This window comes from Vibrio sp. 10N.286.49.B3, assembly GCF_002873395.1.
GTDB lineage: Bacteria > Pseudomonadota > Gammaproteobacteria > Enterobacterales > Vibrionaceae > Vibrio.
In genome coordinates this window covers 1-586 of record NZ_MCUV01000069.1, presented here as the reverse complement: position 1 = coordinate 586, position 586 = coordinate 1, and the positions used below count along the sequence as shown (strand labels likewise).

The 586-nt window shown below is 46.1% G+C and carries 1 tRNA gene and 1 rRNA gene; both read left to right on the top strand.

Annotated elements, in window-relative coordinates:
- Positions 1–255 (top strand): 16S ribosomal RNA (locus tag BCU68_RS16485); the annotation flags it as partial.
- Between the two features lie 149 nt (positions 256–404).
- Positions 405–480, top strand: a tRNA-Val gene (locus BCU68_RS16480).
- Positions 481–586: the final 106 nt, after the last annotated feature.

The following is a 586-nucleotide window of genomic DNA, read 5'->3' as shown; positions in this document are numbered from 1 at the left end:
GGATTGGAGTCTGCAACTCGACTCCATGAAGTCGGAATCGCTAGTAATCGTAGATCAGAATGCTACGGTGAATACGTTCCCGGGCCTTGTACACACCGCCCGTCACACCATGGGAGTGGGCTGCACCAGAAGTGGTTAGTTTAACCGCCCTTTCTTCGGAGAGAGTGGAGGACGATCACCACGGTGTGGTTCATGACTGGGGTGAAGTCGTAACAAGGTAGCCCTAGGGGAACCTGGGGCTGGATCACCTCCTTATACGAAGATTTTCACGATGAGTACCCACACAGATTGATGGTTTAAAAAGTTTAAGAGTAGAAAGCATCCCAATGCTTTTTAATGATGATGTTTCATCACTCTTCCTGCCACAGGAAGTTGTTTTATCAAGTTTGGTAGAACAATAATGTGGGCGATTAGCTCAGTTGGGAGAGCACCTGCCTTACAAGCAGGGGGTCACTGGTTCGAGCCCGGTATCGCCCACCATCTTTAAGCGTATTTCTTTCAAAGAAAGCCTTAAGTACTCTTAAAAATGGTTTGTTTCGAAAGAAACTAACATTGCTCTTTAACAATTTGGAAAGCTGACTGATTA